Annotated in this window: 26 protein-coding genes; 16 read left to right on the top strand and 10 right to left on the bottom strand. The window is 43.8% G+C overall.

The window, feature by feature from the left end; translation table 11 throughout:
- Positions 1 to 303 precede the first annotated feature (303 nt).
- The 4 genes from pdhA (at position 304) to lpdA (ending at position 5,266) form a co-directional block, all read left to right on the top strand.
- A complete protein-coding gene (gene pdhA / locus ACQCV8_RS18470) occupies positions 304 to 1,419 on the top strand; it encodes a pyruvate dehydrogenase (acetyl-transferring) E1 component subunit alpha (protein WP_426846926.1) in 1,116 nt (371 codons plus the stop codon).
- A 3-nt stretch (positions 1,420 to 1,422) separates the two neighbouring features.
- Positions 1,423 to 2,400 carry an alpha-ketoacid dehydrogenase subunit beta gene (locus ACQCV8_RS18465; RefSeq protein WP_426846925.1) on the top strand — a complete coding sequence of 326 codons (978 nt, stop codon included), beginning with the start codon at positions 1,423 to 1,425 and terminating at the stop codon, positions 2,398 to 2,400.
- Positions 2,401 to 2,494: 94 nt separating this feature from the next.
- Complete coding sequence (locus tag ACQCV8_RS18460; protein WP_426846924.1) at positions 2,495 to 3,850, top strand: dihydrolipoamide acetyltransferase family protein; 1,356 nt, start codon at positions 2,495 to 2,497, stop codon at positions 3,848 to 3,850.
- A 3-nt stretch (positions 3,851 to 3,853) separates the two neighbouring features.
- Positions 3,854 to 5,266 carry a dihydrolipoyl dehydrogenase gene (lpdA, locus tag ACQCV8_RS18455; RefSeq protein ID WP_426846923.1) on the top strand — a complete coding sequence of 471 codons (1,413 nt, stop codon included), beginning with the start codon at positions 3,854 to 3,856 and terminating at the stop codon, positions 5,264 to 5,266.
- A gap of 32 nt (positions 5,267 to 5,298) precedes the next feature.
- Here the strand turns inward: lpdA and ACQCV8_RS18450 are convergent, their stop codons facing one another.
- The 3 genes from ACQCV8_RS18450 to ACQCV8_RS18440 all read right to left on the bottom strand — a co-directional run bounded on the left by ACQCV8_RS18450 (position 5,299) and on the right by ACQCV8_RS18440 (position 8,041).
- The gene (locus tag ACQCV8_RS18450) at positions 5,299 to 5,697 is read right to left on the bottom strand and encodes a hypothetical protein (protein ID WP_426846922.1); all 399 of its coding nucleotides are present in this window, start codon (positions 5,695 to 5,697) and stop codon (positions 5,299 to 5,301) included.
- Positions 5,698 to 5,865: 168 nt separating this feature from the next.
- Positions 5,866 to 7,422 (bottom strand): glycine betaine uptake BCCT transporter, encoded by a 1,557-nt coding sequence (locus ACQCV8_RS18445; RefSeq protein WP_426846921.1) that lies wholly within the window; start codon positions 7,420 to 7,422, stop codon positions 5,866 to 5,868.
- A gap of 244 nt (positions 7,423 to 7,666) precedes the next feature.
- On the bottom strand, positions 7,667 to 8,041 hold the full coding sequence (locus ACQCV8_RS18440) for a DUF1885 family protein (RefSeq protein WP_426846920.1): 375 nt from the start codon (positions 8,039 to 8,041) through the stop codon (positions 7,667 to 7,669).
- A gap of 255 nt (positions 8,042 to 8,296) precedes the next feature.
- Here ACQCV8_RS18440 and ACQCV8_RS18435 point away from each other — a divergent pair, with 255 nt between their 5' ends.
- Entirely contained in the window at positions 8,297 to 8,419 is a 123-nt protein-coding gene (locus tag ACQCV8_RS18435; protein WP_426846919.1) for a GapA-binding peptide SR1P, read from the top strand.
- Between the two features lie 73 nt (positions 8,420 to 8,492).
- Here ACQCV8_RS18435 and ACQCV8_RS18430 read toward each other — a convergent pair whose 3' ends face one another.
- Positions 8,493 to 9,968, bottom strand: coding sequence for an aminotransferase class I/II-fold pyridoxal phosphate-dependent enzyme (locus tag ACQCV8_RS18430; RefSeq protein ID WP_426846918.1), 1,476 nt, complete (start codon positions 9,966 to 9,968; stop codon positions 8,493 to 8,495).
- 152 nt (positions 9,969 to 10,120) lie between these two features.
- Between ACQCV8_RS18430 and ACQCV8_RS18425 the strand changes: the two genes are divergently transcribed.
- Both ACQCV8_RS18425 and ACQCV8_RS18420 read left to right on the top strand, forming a co-directional pair.
- Entirely contained in the window at positions 10,121 to 11,080 is a 960-nt protein-coding gene (locus tag ACQCV8_RS18425) for an NAD(P)H-dependent flavin oxidoreductase (protein WP_426846917.1), read from the top strand.
- Between the two features lie 23 nt (positions 11,081 to 11,103).
- Complete coding sequence (locus ACQCV8_RS18420) at positions 11,104 to 11,376, top strand: UPF0223 family protein (RefSeq protein WP_426846916.1); 273 nt, start codon at positions 11,104 to 11,106, stop codon at positions 11,374 to 11,376.
- A gap of 37 nt (positions 11,377 to 11,413) precedes the next feature.
- Here the strand turns inward: ACQCV8_RS18420 and ACQCV8_RS18415 are convergent, their stop codons facing one another.
- Positions 11,414 to 12,043, bottom strand: a complete 630-nt coding sequence (locus tag ACQCV8_RS18415) for a YktB family protein (protein WP_426846915.1) — start codon at positions 12,041 to 12,043, stop codon at positions 11,414 to 11,416.
- Positions 12,044 to 12,294: 251 nt separating this feature from the next.
- Here ACQCV8_RS18415 and ACQCV8_RS18410 point away from each other — a divergent pair, with 251 nt between their 5' ends.
- The 3 genes from ACQCV8_RS18410 (at position 12,295) to ACQCV8_RS18400 (ending at position 13,898) form a co-directional block, all read left to right on the top strand.
- Positions 12,295 to 12,483 (top strand): hypothetical protein, encoded by a 189-nt coding sequence (locus ACQCV8_RS18410; protein ID WP_426846914.1) that lies wholly within the window; start codon positions 12,295 to 12,297, stop codon positions 12,481 to 12,483.
- A 166-nt stretch (positions 12,484 to 12,649) separates the two neighbouring features.
- Positions 12,650 to 13,444, top strand: a complete 795-nt coding sequence (locus tag ACQCV8_RS18405) for an inositol monophosphatase family protein (protein WP_426846913.1) — start codon at positions 12,650 to 12,652, stop codon at positions 13,442 to 13,444.
- A gap of 1 nt (position 13,445) precedes the next feature.
- On the top strand, positions 13,446 to 13,898 hold the full coding sequence (locus tag ACQCV8_RS18400) for an N-acetyltransferase family protein (protein WP_426846912.1): 453 nt from the start codon (positions 13,446 to 13,448) through the stop codon (positions 13,896 to 13,898).
- 69 nt (positions 13,899 to 13,967) lie between these two features.
- Here ACQCV8_RS18400 and ACQCV8_RS18395 read toward each other — a convergent pair whose 3' ends face one another.
- Positions 13,968 to 14,153 carry a YlaF family protein gene (locus ACQCV8_RS18395; RefSeq protein ID WP_426846911.1) on the bottom strand — a complete coding sequence of 62 codons (186 nt, stop codon included), beginning with the start codon at positions 14,151 to 14,153 and terminating at the stop codon, positions 13,968 to 13,970.
- A gap of 119 nt (positions 14,154 to 14,272) precedes the next feature.
- On the opposite strand from ACQCV8_RS18395, the gene typA reads away from it, so the two are divergent.
- The 3 genes from typA to ACQCV8_RS18380 all read left to right on the top strand — a co-directional run bounded on the left by typA (position 14,273) and on the right by ACQCV8_RS18380 (position 16,808).
- The gene (gene typA, locus ACQCV8_RS18390) at positions 14,273 to 16,114 is read left to right on the top strand and encodes a translational GTPase TypA (protein WP_426846910.1); all 1,842 of its coding nucleotides are present in this window, start codon (positions 14,273 to 14,275) and stop codon (positions 16,112 to 16,114) included.
- A 116-nt stretch (positions 16,115 to 16,230) separates the two neighbouring features.
- Positions 16,231 to 16,524 carry a YlaH-like family protein gene (locus ACQCV8_RS18385; RefSeq protein WP_426846959.1) on the top strand — a complete coding sequence of 98 codons (294 nt, stop codon included), beginning with the start codon at positions 16,231 to 16,233 and terminating at the stop codon, positions 16,522 to 16,524.
- Positions 16,521 to 16,808, top strand: coding sequence for a hypothetical protein (locus ACQCV8_RS18380; RefSeq protein ID WP_426846909.1), 288 nt, complete (start codon positions 16,521 to 16,523; stop codon positions 16,806 to 16,808). The genes ACQCV8_RS18385 and ACQCV8_RS18380 overlap by 4 nt, the downstream gene beginning before the upstream one ends.
- Positions 16,809 to 17,079: 271 nt before the next feature.
- Here the strand turns inward: ACQCV8_RS18380 and ACQCV8_RS18375 are convergent, their stop codons facing one another.
- Positions 17,080 to 17,511, bottom strand: coding sequence for a hypothetical protein (locus ACQCV8_RS18375; protein WP_426846908.1), 432 nt, complete (start codon positions 17,509 to 17,511; stop codon positions 17,080 to 17,082).
- Positions 17,508 to 17,711 carry a YlaI family protein gene (locus ACQCV8_RS18370; protein ID WP_426846907.1) on the bottom strand — a complete coding sequence of 68 codons (204 nt, stop codon included), beginning with the start codon at positions 17,709 to 17,711 and terminating at the stop codon, positions 17,508 to 17,510. Before ACQCV8_RS18370 ends, ACQCV8_RS18375 begins: the two co-directional genes overlap by 4 nt.
- Before the next feature lie 146 nt (positions 17,712 to 17,857).
- On the opposite strand from ACQCV8_RS18370, the gene ACQCV8_RS18365 reads away from it, so the two are divergent.
- A complete protein-coding gene (locus tag ACQCV8_RS18365) occupies positions 17,858 to 18,313 on the top strand; it encodes a pyridoxamine 5'-phosphate oxidase family protein (protein WP_426846906.1) in 456 nt (151 codons plus the stop codon).
- A 96-nt stretch (positions 18,314 to 18,409) separates the two neighbouring features.
- Here ACQCV8_RS18365 and ACQCV8_RS18360 read toward each other — a convergent pair whose 3' ends face one another.
- The gene (locus tag ACQCV8_RS18360; RefSeq protein WP_426846905.1) at positions 18,410 to 19,021 is read right to left on the bottom strand and encodes a YhcN/YlaJ family sporulation lipoprotein; all 612 of its coding nucleotides are present in this window, start codon (positions 19,019 to 19,021) and stop codon (positions 18,410 to 18,412) included.
- A 159-nt stretch (positions 19,022 to 19,180) separates the two neighbouring features.
- Between ACQCV8_RS18360 and ACQCV8_RS18355 the strand changes: the two genes are divergently transcribed.
- Positions 19,181 to 20,512, top strand: coding sequence for a PhoH family protein (locus tag ACQCV8_RS18355; RefSeq protein ID WP_426846958.1), 1,332 nt, complete (start codon positions 19,181 to 19,183; stop codon positions 20,510 to 20,512).
- A 148-nt stretch (positions 20,513 to 20,660) separates the two neighbouring features.
- Here the strand turns inward: ACQCV8_RS18355 and ACQCV8_RS18350 are convergent, their stop codons facing one another.
- On the bottom strand, positions 20,661 to 21,155 hold the full coding sequence (locus ACQCV8_RS18350; protein WP_426846904.1) for a peptidyl-prolyl cis-trans isomerase: 495 nt from the start codon (positions 21,153 to 21,155) through the stop codon (positions 20,661 to 20,663).
- A 199-nt stretch (positions 21,156 to 21,354) separates the two neighbouring features.
- On the opposite strand from ACQCV8_RS18350, the gene ACQCV8_RS18345 reads away from it, so the two are divergent.
- Positions 21,355 to 21,636: a YlaN family protein gene (locus ACQCV8_RS18345; RefSeq protein WP_426846903.1), complete on the top strand. Its 282-nt coding sequence runs from the start codon at positions 21,355 to 21,357 to the stop codon at positions 21,634 to 21,636.
- The last annotated feature ends 93 nt before the right edge of the window (positions 21,637 to 21,729 follow it).

The following is a 21,729-nucleotide window of genomic DNA, read 5'->3' as shown; positions in this document are numbered from 1 at the left end:
CAAATTCCATTTTAATACTGAAATAATCCTGATGTAAACCGATTGACTTCCATTTTTATGAGGTGTAAACTATGGTTGTGATAATTGGATTGTATTAATTTTGTCTGTAATAAAATTAATACAGTTTCTGTAGCTTAAAATATTGCATACATAAAAGTTTTAAGTTGCTCCAATGTGGTAAATGGTAGTGGAATGTATTTGAAAAAATGTGTCTGTGAGTTAATTTAGGGTATCCTAAATCTGTATATGACTTGTATCATTCTGCTATCAAATTTGTCTAAATGAAAGGAAGAGGTGACTTAGATGGCTGCTAAAACTAAATCTGCACTTGTAGACGGCAAAAAGCAATTTGATGCGATTGCCGAGCAGTTCCAAACGTTACAAATTTTAAATGAAAAAGGCGAAGTCGTGAATGAAGCGGCAATGCCGGATCTGTCTGATGATCAATTGAAAGAGCTTATGCGCCGTATGGTATATACTCGTATCCTTGATCAGCGTTCAATTTCTCTTAACCGTCAGGGACGTCTTGGCTTCTATGCTCCGACTGCCGGACAGGAAGCTTCTCAGATTGCTTCCCATTTTGCATTGGAAAAAGATGACTTTATCCTTCCTGGTTACCGTGATGTGCCTCAAATCATTTGGCATGGTCTTCCGCTTTATCAGGCGTTCCTATTCTCCCGCGGACATTTCCACGGCAACCAAATGCCTGAAGATGTATATGCATTGTCGCCTCAAATCATCATTGGAGCTCAATACATCCAGACAGCCGGTGTAGCGCTTGGAATGAAAAAGCGTGGAAAAGAAGCAGTTGCCATCACATATACTGGGGACGGCGGAGCTTCACAAGGTGATTTCTATGAAGGAATTAACTTTGCCGGAGCATTTAAGGCTCCTGCAATTTTCGTTGTGCAAAACAACCGCTATGCAATTTCTACTCCGGTTGAAAAACAATCTGCTGCACGTACAATTGCTCAGAAAGCAGTTGCAGCAGGAATCGTAGGGATTCAAGTAGACGGCATGGACCCGCTTGCTGTGTATGCTGCTACAGCTGAAGCGCGCAAACGTGCAATCGACGGAGAAGGCCCAACATTAATCGAAACCCTTACGTTCCGTTATGGCCCTCATACAATGGCTGGGGATGACCCGACACGCTACCGTACAAAAGACATTGAAAATGAGTGGGAAGAAAAGGATCCTCTTGTCCGTTTCCGTAAGTTCCTAGAAGGCAAAAAGCTTTGGAGCGAGGAAGAAGAGAACAAAGTAATCGAACAGGCGAAAGAAGAAATTAAAGAAGCAATCAAAAAAGCCGACGATTATCCAAAACAAAAAGTAACTGACCTTATGGGCATTATGTACGAAGAAATGCCTAATAATCTCAAGGAGCAGTTTGAAATTTATAAAGCGAAGGAGTCGAAGTAAGCCATGGCGCAAATGACAATGATTCAGGCAATCACTGATGCGTTACGCACAGAACTAAAAAATGACGAAAACGTTCTAGTATTTGGAGAAGACGTTGGCGTAAACGGCGGGGTTTTCCGCGCGACTGAAGGATTGCAGAAGGAATTTGGCGAAGACCGTGTATTCGATACTCCGCTTGCAGAATCCGGAATCGGCGGACTTGCACTTGGACTTGGTCTTCAAGGCTACCGTCCAGTACCTGAAATTCAGTTCTTCGGATTTGTATATGAAGTAATGGATTCCATTTCCGGCCAAATGGCTCGTATGCGTTACCGTTCTGGCGGAAGATGGACATCACCTGTCACAATCCGTTCCCCATTTGGCGGAGGAGTACATACTCCGGAAATGCATGCTGACAGCCTGGAAGGTCTTATGACTCAACAGCCTGGTCTGAAAGTGGTTATTCCTTCAACGCCTTATGATGCAAAAGGCCTTTTGATTTCTGCTATTCGTGATAACGACCCGGTTATCTTCCTTGAGCACATGAAGCTTTACCGCTCTTTCCGTCAGGAAGTTCCTGAAGAAGAGTATACGATTGAACTTGGCAAAGCTGAAGTAAAACGCGAAGGAACAGATCTATCCATTATCACGTATGGTGCAATGGTTCATGAATCTCTTAAAGCAGCTGAAGAGCTTGAAAAAGAAGGCAAATCCGTAGAGGTTATTGACCTTCGTACAGTTCAGCCGCTGGATATCGATACAATCATTGCTTCTGTTGAGAAAACAGGCCGTGCAATCGTTGTTCAAGAAGCTCAAAAGCAAGCGGGCGTAGGAGCAAACGTTGTGGCTGAAATAAATGACCGCGCTATCCTAAGCCTTGAAGCTCCTGTTCTTCGTGTTACAGCTTCTGATACAGTATTCCCTTTCTCTCAAGCAGAGGGTGTATGGCTGCCTAACCACAAGGATGTAATTGAAACAGCTAAAAAAGTTTTGGAATTTTAATCAAACAGGACGAAACATCAATCGAAAAGAAATCAGTGAAGCTGGTTTCTTTTCGTTCATAGCAAATCACACAAAACTGGGAGGTTGAAAAACCGTGTCATTCGAATTTAAAATGCCGGATATCGGTGAAGGAATCCATGAAGGCGAGATCGTAAAATGGTTTGTTAAGCCAGGTGACGAAATTGAAGAGGACGACGTACTGGCAGAAGTGCAAAATGATAAAGCAGTCGTTGAAATTCCTTCTCCTGTAAAAGGAAAAGTAGTAGAACTTAAAGTAGAAGAGGGAACAGTTGCAACTGTTGGACAAACTCTAATCACTTTTGACGCTCCAGGCTACGAAAACCTTAAGTTTAAAGGTGACGATCATGGAAGCGATGAGAAGAAAGAAGAAAAAACTGAGGCTCAGGTTCAATCAACAGGTGAAGCGGGCCAAGATGTGAAAAAAGAAGAAGCTCCAAAGCAGGAACCTGCTGACGAAACAGGTGCAGGAAGCCAGGATCAGGTTGAAGCTGACCCAAATAAACGCATTGTAGCTATGCCATCTGTGCGTAAATATGCACGCGAGCAAGGAATTGATATCCGTCAAGTAAACGGATCCGGCAAAAATGGCCGCGTATCTAAAGAAGATATCGATGCATTCGGCAAAGGCGGAGCTGCGAAGCCGGCAGAAGCCCCAGCAGCAGAGGAAAGCAAACAAGAATCTAAACAAGAGTCAAAACCGGCTGCACAACCAATTCCGGAAGGTGAGCTTCCTGAAACCCGTGAAAAGATGTCCGGAATGAGAAGAGCGATTGCCAAAGCTATGGTGAACTCGAAGCATACGGCTCCTCACGTTACGCTAATGGATGAAATAGATGTATCCGAGCTTGTTGCACACCGCAAAAAGTTTAAAGGTGTTGCGGCAGACCAGGGTATTAAGTTAACATATTTACCGTACGTTGTGAAAGCTCTTACTTCCGCGCTGAAGAAGTTCCCAGTGCTTAATACATCTCTAGATGACAGCACGGACGAAATTGTTCAGAAACACTATTACAACATCGGGATCGCTGCAGACACTGAAAAAGGTCTTTTAGTACCAGTTGTTAAAAATGCTGACCGCAAATCTGTATTTGAAATCTCTGATGAGATCAACCAGCTTGCAGTTAAAGCGCGCGACGGTAAACTTTCCGGTGCCGAAATGAAAGGTGCATCCTGCACAATCTCTAACATCGGTTCTGCCGGCGGACAATGGTTTACACCAGTAATCAACCACCCTGAGGTTGCAATCCTTGGAATTGGCCGCATTGCTGAAAAAGCTGTTGTACGCGATGGAGAAATCGTTGTAGCTCCGGTTCTTGCTCTATCCTTGAGCTTTGATCACCGTATGATTGATGGTGCTACTGCACAAAATGCAATGAACCACATCAAGCGTTTGCTGAATGACCCACAACTTATTTTAATGGAGGCGTAATCAATGGTAGTAGGAGATTTCCCTATTGAGACAGACACTCTTGTCATTGGTGCGGGACCTGGCGGCTATGTAGCCGCCATCCGCGCTGCACAGCTAGGACAAAAAGTTACAATCGTTGAAAAAGGAACTTTAGGCGGAGTTTGCCTGAACGTTGGTTGTATTCCTTCCAAAGCATTGATCTCAGCTGGCCACCGCTTCGAAAATGCTAAGCATTCCGAAGACATGGGAATCACGGCTGAAAACGTAAAAGTTGATTTTACAAAGGTCCAAGAGTGGAAAGGCAGTGTTGTCAACAAGCTTACAAGCGGTGTTGAAGGCCTTCTAAAAGGAAACAAAGTAGAAATCGTCCGCGGAGAAGCATACTTCGTAGATGGAGAGTCCATTAAAGTAATGGATGATAATTCTTCCCAAACTTATAAGTTTAAAAATGCAATCATTGCGACGGGTTCCCGTCCAATCGAACTTCCAGCATTCAAGTACTCTGACCGTGTCATCCATTCTACCGGGGCTCTTGCTCTTAAAGATGTTCCAAAGAAACTGGTTGTAATCGGCGGAGGCTACATCGGTACGGAGCTTGGAACGGCTTATGCTAACTTTGGTACTGAAGTAACCATCATTGAAGCTTTGGATGATATTTTAATGGGCTTTGAGAAACAAATGAGCTCACTGGTTAAACGCAACCTGAAGAAAAAAGGGAACGTTGACATTCATACAAAAGCGATGGCTAAATCTGTTGAAGAAACAGAAAATGGCGTGAAAGTAACATTTGAAGTGAAAGGCGAAGAGCAAACAGTCGAAGCGGATTACGTATTGGTAACGGTAGGCCGCCGTCCGAACACTGATGAGCTTGGCCTTGAGCAGGTTGGTGTTGAAATGAGTGACCGCGGCGTTATCAAAATTGACAAGCAGTGCCGCACAAGCGTTTCCAACATTTTTGCAATCGGTGATATCGTAGAAGGGCCGCCTCTTGCACATAAGGCATCCTACGAAGGCAAAATAGCTGCAGAAGTGATCGCAGGCGAGCCGGCCGAAATCGATTATCTTGGAATTCCAGCTGTGGTCTTCTCTGAGCCAGAGCTGGCTACTGTAGGCTATACAGAAGCTCAGGCTAAAGAAGAAGGACTTGAAGTAACTGCGGCTAAATTCCCATTCGCAGCGAATGGACGTGCCCTGTCACTTAACGAGACAGACGGTTTCATGAAGCTCGTGACGACTAAAGAGGACGGAATTGTAATCGGAGCTCAAATTGCTGGTGCAAACGCTTCTGATATGATCTCTGAACTTGGTCTTGCCATTGAATCCGGCATGACTGCTGAAGATATCGCTATGACCATTCATGCTCACCCTACTTTGGGAGAAATTACAATGGAAGCAGCAGAAGTTGCTCTTGGAAGCCCGATCCACATCGTAAAATAACAAAAAAACCTCCGCTCTTGCGGAGGTTTTTTCTATGGACTCAATGCTTTTTTGATTGGAGCAAGTATTTCATCCTTGCTATTCACTATTCCTTCAATTCTTACAACAATTTCGTGATTTTCCATGATCATTAAAGCAGGATAAGTGCTTACTCCGTAAGGATTTTTTTGCTCCTCCTGATAAATCCTCATTTTCTTATACTCCGCAGGATACTTGTCCTTTATAGCAAGCAGCGCATCATAGTACTGCTCTTCCTCCTCTATTTTCTTTTCATCCGAGAAGAAAAGAATAACCTTTTCTTTTGAATGAACAGGGGGGACTGCAGTCTGGGAAATGACTCCCGGGAATGTGCAGGAAGAGAGAATTAGAACGGGTCCAATCAAGGCGGCAAGAAGGATCCGATTGAACTGAAGCATTCTGTCTGTGAACACAATTTTCCCTCCCGAGGCCCAGAAAGACCTATCAAATTAATCCCATTTTACCATACTGTTTTCATGTTCTAGATCATGTCATCAAAATGTTACTCAAATGATAAATTGAATTTTCAATAAATAAAGATTAAATAAAACCCTCCGCTAGTAAGACGGAGGGAAGAGGAATTATGTTTCATTTTTATCTAATTTATCTAATGTCTCTTTATCGACTGGCTTGTATATCATAACCTTTTCTTTGCGTAATGATTTGGCCAGAGAGAACACCATCATGATCATAATAATCGCAAATGGCAGTGCTGCTATTATGGATGCTGTCTGAAGAGCCTCCAATCCTCCTGTAAACAAAAGGATGGCAGCAATACTTGATTGGATAATGCCCCATACAAGTTTAACTGAATTCTTTGGATTCAAATCACCGTTCGTAGTCTGCATGCCCAGTACGAATGTAGCTGAATCGGCAGAAGTAATAAAGAATGTAGCAATCAGGAAAATAGCGAGCAGGGATAATACTGTACCCAGCGGAAAGTTGCTGAGAGTTTCAAACAAAGCAATCTCTGTACCGCCTTCTGTCATCGCTTCAACAAGATTCACGTTTTGGAAATGCTCAAGGTAGATCGCTGAGCCTCCGAATACAGAAAACCATAATGCTCCAAATATTGTCGGGACAGCTAGAACTCCAATAACGAATTCACGGATGGTTCTTCCTTTTGACACCCTGGCAATAAATGTACCAACGAATGGCGCCCAAGAAATCCACCAGGCCCAATAGAACAATGTCCAATCCTGAATCCATGTATTTTCTTCCTGGAAAGGAAGCAGTCTAAAGCTTTGTGCGGGAAGGTTTTGGATATAGCCTCCCAAAGTTGTAACAAAGAAGTCCATTATAAAATTAGTAGGTCCGATGAATAAAAGTGCAGCCATAAGAAGAATGGCTAAAATGACATTCAGGTTGCTCAAATATTTAATACCTTTATCAAGTCCGGTTTGGGCGGATATTGTGAATAGAACCGTTACAATCGCAATAATGATAAGCTGTGTGGTCAAATTGTTCTGGATGACCGGGAATACGTGTGAAACCCCGCCGGAAATTTGAGTGGCCCCTAACCCTAAGGAAGTGGCAACTCCAAAAATCGTTGCGAAAACAGCAACAAAATTAATGAGGATTCCGAAGCCGCCTTCAGATCTTTTCCCAATCAATGGCTCAAGCGTTTTGCTGATGACTCCATTCTGGCCTTTTCTGAAGGTGAAATAAGCTAAGGCGAGTGCGATTACAGAGTAAATACCCCACGGGTGCAATCCCCAATGAAAGAATGAGTACCTGAGAGCTCCTCTGGCTGCTTCATCTGTACCGCCTTCTCCGAGAGGAGGTGTCATATAATGATTTAATGGTTCTGCAGCTCCCCAGAAAACTAAGCCGATCCCCATGCCGGCACTGAACAGCATGGCGAACCATGATATGTACGAGTATTCAGGTTTATCGTCGTCTTTTCCAAGCTTAATGTTCCCGTACTTAGTAAAGATAAGGCCTAAAGCGAAAATCAGAAAGAATGTTGCCGTGAGAAGATAAAACCAGCCAAACTTCTCAATAATAAAACCGTGCACTGCTGCTGTAACCTTAGAGAGAGTGAAATTGCCCAAAAAACTATCGGGTAAGACTCCCCATAAGATAAACAGAGCGGAGACGATCAGTGAAACAGTAAATACAGGTGTTACGCGTTTCATACGCATCAGCTCCTTTTATCTTAGTCTGTGTTATAAACACAACGTTTCATATTGTAACATGTCCTGAGATTAGTTTGAAGCATCACAGTTCAATCTATACAGTCTAACGCATCTTTAAACTGTAAAATATGAAACATTGCATATGATATTTAGCCTATATCAAAAAAAAATAAACCCGAATGATGGTATCCGGGCATAAATTATTCGGCAGATCGTTATATACTTTGTCGGAATATAGGATTTCTCAGCCGAACCTCATTACTTTTCCGCTGAAGAGATGAAGTTCCGCTCCCAGTTTCCGGGCAAAAAACTTACACAATTCATTTGCCTTTGCCTTATCCCCATGTGCTGAATTCTCAGGAAGATAAAATTGAATGACAGCTGGCTCCCCATTAGCAAGACCAATAAAGATTTGATGAAAACCCCGCTCACTGCTTTCCAGCACCATCAGTTTATCATTCTGCTCAGATATGTGATAAGGAAATGCAGATGAGCCGTATTCCCACCCAAGCTGCTGGCCGGTTTTTTCTGTAATCTCCCTATAATAACCGATCAGACTCTTGATATCGCTTAAAGAAATTTCAGTCTGGCTTTTTAAAACAATACTCGCATGCTTCATCAGAAATCCTCCCCGTTTGTTTGAATAATCTGATTCCTTCTATTATATAGGATATACCAGGAGAGATGGTCCATTCTTTCTTCATAGTTTAGCCCCGAGCCTCATTGAGCCATCGCATCCAAAATTGGTTTATTTAGGACCCCAAAAAAATCAAATGTGACATACTTTTTCTACTTGACGAATACAATGTGACATAATAATATAGAAACAACAGATAATTAAAACCGCTTACAATAATGTAAAGGGGATGGGAAGATGGGAACAATCGTATGTCAGGAATGCAGCAGCACAATCAGCCACTTTGATGATGAGAAAGTATCCACGCTGTATGGAAAATGCTTGAATTGTGATTGTGAAAAGACAGAATTAGAACGGTAATAAATAACAGGGGTTAAGCATAAAAAGGGGAAAAGCATGCATGGAATACTCCATGCATGCTTTTTAATATGTGCTATCTGATCGCTTTATGCTCTTTAATAACACGAAGGGAATTCAGGTTAGGGTCTTCAGGGCCCTGTACCGGCAATCCCACTTCCATGTTTTTTTGAATGTAGGCAAGATTGTCTTCTGTAATAATTTCTCCTGGGATAAAAATTGGAATGCCAGGAGGATAAACCATAATAAATTCTGCGATAATCCTTCCCGCTGATTCCTGGAACGGAACGAGTTCGGTCTGAGCGTAGAAAGCATCCCTCGGCGTGAGAGCAAGCACTGGAATATCAGGCAGCAATACGGACGTTTCTTCAGCCTGGCCGGGATTGCGCTGCTTAAACCTCTCAGACAGCTCTTTTAAGGCTTGCACGAGCAGGCTCGTTTCTTCTTCTGTGTCGCCGGGGGTTATAATGCAAAGAATATTATAAAGATCAGAAAGTTCGACTTCAATTTTATGCTTTTCACGAAGCCATTTTTCTACATCGTAACCGTTTATGCCAAGGCTTTTAACAGAAATAATCAATTTAGTCGGGTCATAATCAAAAGTGGATTTAGTCCCTAAAATTTCAGGACCCACACAATAAATATCTTCTATTTGGTTCAGCTGATGCCTTGTTTTCTGCGCAAGCTGTATCGTTTGATCGATCAGCTCTCTCCCTTCCATTGCAAGCCGCTTGCGAGCCACATCAAGGGATGAGAGGAGAAGGTAAGAAGTGGAGGTTGTGGTCATCATGCTTAAAATGGATTGAACCCGCTGGGCAGAAACAAGACCTTCCCGAACATTAAGCACAGAGCTCTGAGTCATCGATCCTCCTAATTTATGGACGCTTGTAGCAGCCATATCAGCTCCCGCCTGCATGGCTGATAACGGGAGTTCTTCATGAAAATGAATGTGAACCCCATGAGCCTCATCGACTAATACGGGCACATGGCAGGAATGGGCAATTTCCACGATCTTCTGTAAATCAGCCGATATGCCGAAATACGTTGGATTAATCACCAGGACTCCTTTAGCATCGGGGTTTTGATCAAGAGCTGTCTGCACGGCATCGGTCGTAATTCCGTGGGAGATCCCAAGTTCCTTATCCACTTCAGGGTGAATAAAAACAGGGATGGCTCCTGAAAATACGATAGCTGTCATGACTGATTTATGGACATTCCTCGGAACGATGATTTTGTCTCCCGGTCTGCAGACTGCCATTACCATCGTCATAATGGCCCCGCTGGTTCCCTGGACCGAAAAAAATGTATAGTCTGCACCGAATGCTTCAGCCGCAAGCTCCTGAGCGTCTTTTATAATGCCTTTAGGAGAATGAAGGTCATCAAGCGGACCAATATTTATGAGATCCATTTTCAAAGCGTTCTCGCCAATATATTCTCTGAAATCCGGGTCGATTCCAGCGCCTTTTTTGTGTCCTGGTATATGAAATTGAACAGGATTCCGGTCAATATGCTTTTTTAATCCGGTATAAAGCGGTGTAAGGTTTTGATTCAATTTGTAATTCCACCTTCTTATTCAAAATGCGTCCTAATCTAAAACAAATGAATTATATCACTTGTGCTCTTAATAATAAAGAAAATTTTCAAGGATCTTGTCAGAGGGCTTTATATGCCTTCTATCAAAAAAGGATATGGGGGGGATGAAAAATGAATTGGAAAACAAGAGTGACAGAGCTGCTTGGGATTCGGTATCCAATCGTTCAAGGAGGACTTGCCTACCTTGCCTACTCGGAGCTTGCAGCAGCCGTTTCCAATGCCGGGGGACTCGGCCAGATCACGGCGATGTCACTAAGTTCACCTGAAGAACTGAAAAAAGAGATACAAAAGACAAGGGAGAAAACCGTTCAGCCCTTTGGTGTCAATTTTGCTATTGGGCAGCATGGGAGGCCGTTTTCCCGGATGCTGCAGGCAGCCATCGACGAGGAGGTCCAGGTCATTTCCATGACTGGCGGGAATCCGGCCCCTGTTTTTCAGCAGCTTGAGGGAGTACCCGTGAGGAAACTGGTTTTAGTTGCAGCAAGAAGGCAGGCCGAAAAAGCAGAGGAGCTCGGAGCTGATGCAGTAATGGCTGTGGGACATGAAGGAGGAGGGCATCTTGGAAAAACAGATACTGGCACGATGGTGCTGATTCCAAGTATTGTTGAGTCCGTATCTATCCCTGTCATAGCGTCCGGAGGAATTGCTGATGGAAAGGGATTAATGGCTGCTTTAGCTCTTGGGGCTGAAGGAATTGAAATGGGCACAAGGTTCATCGCGGTAAAAGAGTGCATCCATGCCCATTCTGCCTATAAGGAGGATCTTCTCAATGCAGATGAGAACGGGACTGTACTGATTAAAAAAACAATTGGAGCACCCGGGCGCGCGCTCTCAAATGACTGGACCACCAGGATTTTGGATTTGGAGGACACAAAAGCAGCATTTGAAGGGTTAAGGGCGTATATAGACGGGGCTGCCAATAAAAAATACATAAATGAGGGCAAAAGGGGGGAAGGCTTCGGATGGGCTGGCCAGGCTGCAGGAATAATCCATGACATTCCCTCTGTAAAGGAATTATTTGATAGAATGATGAGTGAGGGAGAAATCATCCGGAAACAGTGGGGAGAATAAATTGAATGGTTTGAGGTGAACCGATGGACTACCAATATCCTTTGTCGGCTGATTGGTCAACAGAAGAAATTATTGACGCCGTACAATTTTTTGAGAACGTAGAAAAAGCATATGAAACAGGAATACTAAGAGAAGAATTGATGAACAGCTACAGAAGGTTTAAAGAAATTGTCCCTGGCAAAGCGGAAGAGAAGAATCTGTGCGATGAGTTTGAAGAGGCGAGCGGCTATTCCTCCTATCGGACGGTTAAAAAAGCAAAAGCAAGCGACAGCGGCGAAAAAATTAAAATGACTTAATAAAAATCCCGGGATTATATGCATCCCGGGATTTTTGCTATGCTCTCTGGGCGAGCTGGTAAAGGGGAAGAAGAGTTTGGAAGGATTGTTCAATCCTTGTAATCATCTCCTCGCCGCTCATAGCTTCTGCCTCTTGTCTGTTTATATGCACTCCGCAGAGCATTTCAGCTTTTTTAACAGACTGGAGGCGTTCAGCCATTTTTTTCAGGCCGGCTTTTCCCAGCTCTTCTTGAGGTGAGGCACCGGGTTTTGTGTGATCATCTGACCAGACATAGTGCCCCGGGATCTGTTTTACAATGGTCGGGATCTTCTTCTCAGCGGCTTTTCCAAAAGCTTCTTTTCCTGGCGCTTCATAAATCATGGCGAACCATATAAAAACATGCGTTTCCCAAAGGCCTATTTGAAAATGAGGAAGCATTTTATACCCTCTTTTACTGCTTGCGAAGGCCACCCACGTGTCATTGGGAGGATTTACAGAGCGGCGGGCATGCTTCGCAACATGCGGAAACATCTCCTCCCCGGTCAACTGGGACAGCATTGCACTGAAGTGCACCCCCAGTGCTTCAAGTTTCGGCCTTACCGTTTCAACGAGCATTTCCATCCTCTCTTCCAGCCCGTTTACTGCAAATACTTCAAAATCTTCTGCTTCGAATCCTGTAAAATTCATGATGAGTGCAACCTCCTGTTTATGGGTAAAAATATTGTAGCACACCCCCAGCGGAGGTCCAATCAAGTTGCACGTTTCGCGCGGTCAGCAAAGTGGTAAAGTATTGATAACACCTTCTAATTATAGGTAGATACACAATTTTTTTTACCGTGTTCCCTGTCATAATAAATAAACATAAGATATACAAAATCTTATCGGTCCAACCATTAGAAGTTTTATAAAGGAAATAAGCATGAAAGGGGAGTTTTTCAATGAAGCAGGTCATTAAAGCCGCTCAGCCAGGAGAAATAAAAAATCGTATTGGTGTGATCCAGCTGGAATTGGATTATGAACTGGCCACATTATTCGAAGCGATGGAGGAAAACAACGAAGATCAAAAATCCGCAAGTAAACAAAGACTTGAAAAACTCAGAAGAGAATGGCTAAAGCTGCAGGCATAGCCTGAAGATGTTTTAAACGAACCTCTAAAAGGTTCGTTTTTATCTGCGTCTTCGCCCTCCCCCTTCATGCTTGAATTAGGAAACCCCATGAAGTATCCTGAAAACATAACGATTACATAATATGGACAGGCTTATCTGACTAGTCCTAACAGAAAAGAGGCTAACCATGACAATTTGGAAAGAAATTGACGGGAAAGCAAAGAGCTGGGTAAGAGAAGCCGGTGAACGCATCAGAAGTTCTTTTGCAACTTCTCTTTCTATTCAAACAAAATCCAATCCAAATGACCTTGTTACAAATATGGACAAAGAAACAGAACAATTTTTTATCAGCAAAATTAAAGAAACGTATCCGGATCACCGCATTTTAGGAGAAGAAGGCTATGGCCATGAAATAGAGGATGAAAAAGGAATAATCTGGATCATCGATCCGATCGACGGCACAATGAATTTTGTTCATCAGCAAAGAAATTTTGCCATATCCATTGGAATTTACGAGGATGGAATAGGGATGATCGGTCTTATTTACGACGTGGTCCAAGATGAGCTTTATCATGCAGTGAAAGGCCAGGGGGCATTTATGAATGAAACCCCATTGCCTGTGCTGGAAAAAAGAGAAGTGAAAGAATCCATCATCGGCTTAAATGCAACCTGGATCACGGAAAACAAAAGAATTGATCCTTCTGTTTTAGCGCCGCTGGTTCGCCATTCTCGCGGTACTAGATCATATGGCTCAGCGGCACTGGAGTTTGCTTACGTCGCATCAGGTCGCCTGGATTGCTATATTACGATGAGACTCGCTCCCTGGGATTTTGCAGCCGGATTAATTTTGCTTGAGGAAACCGGTGCGGTAGCAACAACAGTGGATGGGGAAGATGTGAATGTAATCGGCCCGAACAGCATACTGGCAGCAAGAGACGGTCTTCATCAGGAAATATTCAGCACGTACCTGAAGAAATCATAGCATGCTTCAATACAGGGCTTTTCACGAAGAAGACCTTCATTTTTTTAAACAATGCGCGCAAAATAGTCCTGATTGGATTAAGGAAGAATCAGATCCAGACGAATTATCTGATTATATGAAGCGGCATGAAATGTACCAGGGAGAATGGAGAATATGGGAGAAGAATGGCATTCCGCTGGCCATTTCCTTTTTAGCAGAGTGGGTTCCTTCCAATGAAAAGGCCTGGCTTGGCACCATTTTGGTTCATCCGGATTTCAGAGGCCGCGGAACGGGAAAAGAGATCCTTTCTCTGATCGGAAAGGAATTGAGGCTTCAAGGACACAAAGTTTTGTTCGCTGGAGTTCCGGAAGCCAGGCTTGAGTGGATCCGATTTTTAAGCGCAGGCGGATTTGAGCAATACAAGCTTGAGAAAATCGGGGATAAGGAATATATGGTATTAATTTTTCCTTTGTAGATGCTGAAACAGCAGAATCGCGTATACAAAAATAAGACCGCAGAGGCTGTCCTCCCGGTCTTATTTATATTATAAAAGTCCCTTTTCCCGCATTCTCTTCTTCGTTGCAAAACCAAAGCCCATTACTGCGCACAATCCAATAATAGAGGCCACGATGCCAAGGATACTCCTCAGACCGACAGAAATTCCAATCATCATCATCATCACGGCTGCCAGAACGGCCAGCACTAAAAATCTCCATTTAACCGATTTCATTTGCTGCATCCCCTAACATAAAAAAAGATTCTGAATTAAGTTTACTTAAAAACTTTCTATTTTACCAGCAGTGTGTGTTATAATATCGAGGGTATTTTGAAATTATAGGAGATGAAATTGTGAAACTTCGAAACGATCTTCGCAATATTGCGATTATTGCCCACGTTGACCATGGGAAAACGACGCTGGTAGACAAACTGCTTCATCAAGCTGGAACATTCCGTGCGAACGAGCAGGTTGCTGAACGTGCCATGGACTCCAATGATTTGGAACGTGAACGCGGAATAACAATCTTGGCCAAAAACACGGCTATTCAATATAAAGACACACGCATCAATATTCTGGACACGCCGGGCCATGCCGACTTTGGCGGCGAAGTAGAACGGATCATGAAAATGGTGGACGGTGTACTTCTCGTTGTTGATGCGTATGAGGGATGCATGCCTCAAACACGTTTTGTTCTGAAAAAAGCATTGGAGCAAAAATTGACTCCGATTGTTGTTGTGAACAAAATCGATAAAGATTCTGCCCGCCCGCAGGAAGTGGTAGATGAAGTAATCGACCTGTTCATTGAGCTGGATGCAACTGAAGAACAGCTGGAATTCCCGGTTGTATTTGCTTCTGCTGTCAACGGGACCGCGAGCATGAACCCGGATCCTGCTGAACAGGAAGAAAACATGGAGTGCATCTTTGAGTCAATCATGGAAACCATTCCGACACCTATTGATAACAGTGAAGATCCGCTTCAGTTCCAAGTAGCCCTTCTAGATTACAACGACTACGTTGGCCGTATTGGAATTGGCCGGGTATTCAGAGGAACGATGCAAGTTGGCCAGCAAGTCTCCCTCATGAAGCTTGACGGGTCAGTGAAAAACTTCCGCGTAACAAAAATCTTTGGTTTCCAAGGGTTGAAGCGTGTTGAAATTGAAGAAGCACGCGCCGGAGACCTCGTTGCTGTCTCCGGAATGGAAGACATCAATGTAGGAGAAACCGTTTGCCCGGTAGAACACCAGGAAGCACTTCCTATCCTGCGTATTGATGAGCCGACACTTCAAATGACTTTCCTTGTAAACAACAGTCCATTTGCTGGACGCGAAGGGAAATTCGTTACCTCCCGTAAAATTGAAGAGCGCCTTATGCAGCAGCTTCAGACAGACGTCAGCCTGCGCGTAGAAAATACGGATTCTCCAGATGCATGGACAGTTTCGGGACGCGGAGAGCTTCATCTTTCTATCCTGATTGAAAACATGCGCCGCGAAAACTACGAGCTTCAAGTGTCAAAGCCTGAAGTTATTGTCCGGGAAATCGACGGTGTCCGCTGCGAGCCTGTGGAGCGCGTTCAAATTGATGTTCCAGAAGATTATACAGGAGCAGTAATGGAATCCATCGGTGCCCGTAAAGGTGAAATGCTGGACATGATCAATAATGGAAACGGCCAAGTAAGAATGATCTTCATGGTTCCATCACGCGGATTGATCGGCTATTCTACAGAGTTCCTTTCTCTGACTCGCGGCTATGGAATTATCAATCATACGTTTGACAGTTACCAGCCAATGGCGACCGGCCAGGTTGGAGGACGCCGTCAGGGTGTACTTGTATCCATGGAGAACGGCAAGTCATCCGGTTACGGAATCATGGGAATTGAAGACCGCGGCGTAATCTTTGTTGAACCAGGCACAGACGTTTACCAGGGAATGATCGTTGGAGAACATAACCGTGACAGCGACCTTGTCGTAAACATCTGCAGAATGAAACAGCAAACAAACGTCCGTTCAGCAACAAAAGATCAAACAACAACGATGAAAAAACCGCGCATCATGACACTAGAGGAATCCCTCGAGTACTTGAATGATGATGAATACTGTGAAGTAACGCCTGAGTCCATTCGTTTGAGAAAGAAAATTCTCGATAAAAACGAACGTGAAAGAGCTGCCAAGAAAAAGAAACTCTCTGGCATGTAAACTGAATAAAAGCTTGTCCGAAAATGGTTTCTTTGCTACTCTGAAAGAAACCATTTTCTTTTATATGGAAAACAGAATAGGAGGAAATCGATGTGGAACCGGATGTATACAGCAGCATGTGGCCGGTGGCGAAATTAATTTATACTGCATTGAACCCGGCTGCCGGTGGATGGACGATGCTCACAGTTGTCCTAATTCTTTCTATTATTGTGTTTAAGCTGGGCTTCGCAAAAAAATTGCCGCCTCTTAAAGCCGCGCTCATTTATCTGTTCCTTTTTCTCGGCTGCATCATCTTGACCTTCCTAGCTATCTTTCTCCCGATAGCCGAAGGGCTAATCATCGCATCCCTGATCCTGATCATTTATAAAATCCGGCTAAGACGCCATAAAAAAATGGAGCAGTCCGTATGAGATCCCTGCAGGATGCCCTCTATAACTGGCTCTCTATTAAAGTAGTAGCTCTCGACAGACCTGACGATCTATCTGCCGCTGAAACCGCAGCACTTTTTGAAAGCGTTCTCAAAGAGGATCATGGAATCAATCAGCTCTCCTATAAAATGGAGGAGGGCCTTTATTGGATCACCTGCCTGCAGAACGGAAAAGAATACCGCACCCGCTTCCCTGCGGAGCTGATTGATGTGATGAAAGACCAGATGCGGCGTGAACCGGACCGGTATCAAAATTATTGTTTGTGAACCCCTTGGATTGGGGTTTTTTTGGTTTGGAAGTCTATCTATATAAATAGGATAGGGGTATGTATATACATGCCTGTGTCCAGGCTGCTCCACGTGCAAAAGCGTACCTGCTCTATAAAGGCACGGACAAATTACATGATTGTGGAAAATGAAATAAAATGCATGTGGGTCTAATTCATTCATCTAAAGCTGAATAAAACACTCTTTCTAGAAACGATGGGTCAAATAAAATTCCATGTATAAGGAGAGTATTGCGAGGGGAAGCAGATATCTAATTTGTTCTTTTTGAAGTAAATGCCCATACGCCCCCGCACATAGCTAAGACAAAAACAGCATGCCCCGCTGACCACCATCCAAAAGCGGCAGCATTCCAGATAGAGGGGACACTTTTGATGGCTAGTAATGAGAGTGGAAAGTATAAGAACACAGCTGGCAAAGTTATGAGAGAAGCAAGTAAGAGCTGGTTTCTGAAACGTGAAATCCGGGTTTTTTTAACGATTGCTCCAAACCCGGCTCCGATTAAAACAGCTACCCCTAAATGAATCGCAAATTCAACCCACTCGGGCAGCGGGTATGGATACAAAAAATCGATATTCAGGAGCAGGGTATAAACGGTGAGTCCTGTTACGCCCTGCGTCCATTTTAGAAAAAAACCAAGAGCAAAACCGCCGGCCAGACCGCAAAGCCCGCCCCGCAAGATCATGATAGGAAGTCACCGGTTTCTTTATCGCGGTATAACCTGAAGTTTCCAGTTTTTAGGCGTTCTTTCGTTCGCACCTCAATGCGGTCGTAGCATTCCGGGCATGTATAGGTATGAATGGGCCTGTTGCGGAGTCTTTTAGCCAGCAGGGTTTCATCATCTATGGTGTGGACTTGGTCGCATATTACACATTTTACTCTCATGGATAGCACCTCTAAACAGTTTATATAGACCGATTATAACACAGGCAGAAAAAGTTGCTTTACGGTAAGAGTTTTTATTGGAACATTTGTGAAAAATCGGTATGATAGGTATGATAGATCTATACCGCAGCATTGGAGGGATGAATATGGCGAACAAAGTAGAGAATCAGCTTATTGACCCGCTTTTTAATGCTTTGCAGAAGGAAAGGTTTGTGACAATAGCAACGATTGATCAAGAGACGGGGGCACCTAATGTAAATGCAATATCATGGGTGCTTGCGCCGGATCGGCAGAGGATTTATTTCGCTTTGGATACCCGCTCAAGTATTTTAGAAAATATACATAAGCATCCTGCTGCTGTTATTAATCTTTTGGCGAACGAGTCTGCGTATTCGATCATTGGAAATGCTCATGTAAAACAAGAGAAGCTTGAAAATGTCCCTCTAAAGCTTGCTTTGGTGGAGCTTGAAATTTCTGAGGTCCGGGATGTCATGTTTTACGGTTCCCGAATATCTGCTGAACCGCAGTATGCAAAGACGTATGACGAAAAGGCGGCTGCCCGGCTTGATCAGCAGGTTATGGACGCAATGAAAAAAGCTTAGCCCAAAATTTTCAGGCTAAGCTTTTATGCGTTTACCTGCTGCATGTTTTAATGGAATCTAAAGCTCAAACTGCTTGCGTCTGCACCCTGTATGGAATCAATTCTTTTGAATTTCTTTTCTGGATTGGTCGTTTTGTTCATTGTCCAGTTCATCCTGCTCTTTTTTAGGCAGCTGGTCATTGTCCTGCTCGGTTGGTTCTTTTTCCTGATTATCAATCGTATCATTAGGTACATCCGGCATTACGCGGCCAACGATTGAAGCCAGCTCATCAAGGATGCCGCCGATCGGACGCCCCTGCTGGATTTCATTCGCCATTTGGCGCAGACGCTGGTTCGTATCTGCATCTGCTACAACAATGGCAGTGGCCCCGTATGGATCGTCCTTAAGACTTTCTGCCACGGCGTATTTGATGGATTCTACTTTGCTTCTATCCAGTTTTGCATTCACATCAATCCCAACGATGGCATATTTGCCCAGGACAACGGCGGTCGCATCATTTACGTCAGGCACACGGTTGGCGATTTCCACAAGATGCTTCGAAATCTGCTGTCCTGTTTGACGCTCTACCGGGCGTTCGATGCTGTTCTTGACTGTAATGGGCTTAGATTTGTAATCGCTGGAGGTCTCACCTTGGGAATTTTCATTTGCTGAGCAGGCTGTCAGCATGAAAAGGGCAGTAATGACGGAATATAGTAACGATCGCAGCATAAGAGCACTCCTTTTGAATGGCTTTTTACTTTATTGTCTAATTAACCTTCTATCTTTATTCACAAAATCATATATTTTAGCAACGATTAGTGAACAGGCTTTGCACTGGTGACGAGAGGGAAGGCGGCTCAGGCTGCCATATGCGGATTAGGAGGCGGAATATTGAATAAGGTTTATGTTCTGGACACAAATGTTTTGCTGCAAGACCCGAATTCAATTTTTTCATTTGATGACAATGAAGTAGTCATCCCAGCCGTTGTGCTGGAGGAAGTGGACTCCAAAAAACGCTATATGGATGAAGTAGGACGTAATGCACGCCAGGTTTCGAAGCTGATTGACGGGCTTCGGGAAGAAGGGAAGCTTCATGAAAAAATACCGCTCCGTAATGGCGGAGTTTTAAGAATAGAGCTTAACCACCGGTCTTTCCATGAATTACAGGACATTTTTGTGGAAAAGACGAACGACAACCGCATCCTGGCTGTAGCCAATAACCTTTCAAACGAAGAGAAAACGAAAGAAAACGGCCGGCCTGTAATAATAGTCAGCAAAGACACGCTCGTCCGTGTAAAGGCTGATGCCCTCGGGTTAATTGCAGAAGATTTTCTAAGCGACCGCGTTGTGGAAGTGGATCATATTTATACGGGTTTCCTCGACCTATACATAGACAAGGGAAACTTGGACAGGTTTTATGAGAAAAATGAGCTTACTTTGACAGAAGTTACGAACCATCCGTTTTATCCGAATCAGTTTGTCATTATGAAGGATGCCCTTGGCGGATCTGCCTCAGCAGTGGGAATGGTTGATAAGACCGGAAAAAAAGTGAAAAGGCTCTTTACAGACCATGATCATATTTGGGGGATAAGGCCGAGAAATGTCCAGCAGACGATGGCGCTCGAGCTTTTGCTGAGAAACGATTTGCCGCTTGTTACCCTTATAGGAAAAGCCGGTACCGGCAAAACTCTTCTTGCTCTTGCGGCAGGACTGCTTCAAACAGAGGATATGGGGACGTTTAAAAAGCTTCTTGTTGCAAGACCCATCGTTCCGGTTGGAAAAGATATCGGATTTCTTCCGGGGGAAAAAGAAGAAAAGCTCCGTCCTTGGATGCAGCCTATTTATGACAATCTTGAGTTTCTATTTAACACAAAAAAACCCGGGGAACTGGATGCGATCCTCGCCGGTATGGGATCCATCGAGGTGGAGGCTTTGACATATATCAGAGGGAGAAGCATTCCGGACCAGTTTATTATCATTGATGAAGCGCAGAATCTTACAAAGCATGAGGTTAAGACCATTTTGACTCGGGTAGGGGAAAGAAGCAAAATTGTGCTGATGGGGGATCCTGAACAGATTGATCACCCGTATTTGGATGAATACAATAACGGTTTAACGTATGTGGTGGAAAAATTTAAGGATCAGCAGATCGCAGGACACGTTAAGCTTGTAAAAGGTGAGCGTTCCGGCCTGGCCCAGCTCGCTGCAGATTTACTGTAAGGCATTTGTCTGGTCTTCACAAGGCTTGAGTCATGGCCGCAAACAGAAAATGCTGTCTCGTTAAAGCGCTGGGAAAGACCTCCGGATAGCAAAAAGTGCTCAGAGTCATACTCTGAGCACTTTTTTGCATTTGCCTCTGCTTAGTTTGTTAAGCTACGATGATCTTTGTAACCCCTTTAATTGGGCGATCTTTATTGGAACCATCTCCGAAATAAAAATGTAAAGGTCCGTCATCTTTCAGAGGTTTTCCATTTTTGCTGAATAAAGCGACTAGTTCCTCTGCTTCACGCAAAGAGAGGACAGCGGTTCCATTTTTTGAGAGAATCTGAACTTCGGAAGCGGATTCCTCCAGCTCTGCGTTCAGCAAGAAGGGAGCAAAACGAATCCCGAAAGTCCCGTTTGCTATTTCCTGTTTCTTAAACGTTTTTTTCTCAGGCTGGGCAGGGGCTTCATTTCCTTGCATGATCTCGCGGTCCCAATGCTTAGAAATGGCTTTCGTATACGCTTCGTCATTATGGCAGGTTTCATCATTCACAGTAAAAAAGGTTTCAAGATCAGCTTTGCGTTCGTCAAAGATCCACACACTTGGATCAATGGTAATCGGATGTTTTACTTTGCCTGTCAATGTAATGATACTATGCATGGCTATCACTCCTCAAAACCCATTATAAGCGCTTTCTCAGAGGTTGTCATGGATCGCGCAGCGGCAGATCCGGCAGCTGTGCCGGTAATTGGCGAAGAACAGCACGATTTGTCCTCCATTATACCTTGCTTTTTTCCTTTTTTCCCTTTAATATTAATAGATAGATTAGAGGTAATCGCTCGGGAACGGAGGGATTCATTTGGCTTCTGAGATTGCGATTGATCATCGTGAGAAGGCGCTTGCTCTATTAAAAGCGGATGCTGAAAAAATCATGAAATTGATCAAGGTTCAGATGGACAATTTAACTATGCCGCAATGCCCTCTCTATGAAGAGGTTTTAGATACGCAAATGTTCGGATTATCCAGGGAAATTGACTTTGCCGTTCGTCTCGGACTGGTATTTGAGCACGAAGGAAAAGTTCTTCTGGATTCCCTTGAACGCGAGTTATCTGCTTTGCATGAGGCATTTACGAAAAAATAAAAACCTTAGAACTCAAACTGTTTGCAAGACAATGGTTTGAGTTTTTTTAGCTTATAAAGACATTCTTTAGACTCGGTATGTTTCCGGAATTTT

It is taken from the genome of Metabacillus sp. 84, assembly GCF_050107715.1.
In the GTDB taxonomy this organism is placed as follows: Bacteria; Bacillota; Bacilli; order Bacillales; family Bacillaceae; genus Metabacillus_B.
This window is presented reverse-complemented; position numbering and strand designations above follow the sequence as displayed.